The sequence below is a fragment of the Halalkalibacter flavus genome (genome assembly GCF_036663575.1).
GTDB lineage: Bacteria > Bacillota > Bacilli > Bacillales > Bacillaceae_D > Halalkalibacter > Halalkalibacter flavus.
Genome location: NZ_JAWRVK010000327.1, coordinates 1 through 252, shown reverse-complemented (window position 1 = coordinate 252; position 252 = coordinate 1). Strand labels below are relative to the sequence as shown.

Annotated in this window: 1 protein-coding gene; it reads left to right on the top strand. The window is 60.7% G+C overall.

The window, feature by feature from the left end:
- A partial coding sequence (locus SAY88_RS25350; protein ID WP_332635205.1) for a glycosyltransferase occupies positions 1-252 on the top strand: 252 nt, incomplete at both ends.

Genomic DNA, 252 nt, shown 5'->3' with positions numbered 1-252 from the left:
ATTTTCGGCCGCTGAAGCGCGTACCCGACGTGGTACGGATATTCGCGCGCGTGAGGAAGGAGATCCCGGCGGTCTTGGTGTTGGTTGGGGACGGCCCGGAGCGCGGCGCGACCGAGATTGTCGTGACGGAGTTAGGCTTGGAAGAGCACGTGAGGTTCCTCGGAAATCTGAGCGTGGTTGTTGACGTGCTGCAAGCCGCTGATCTCTTTCTCCTGCCGAGTACGACAGAATCGTTCGGACTTGGCGCGTTGG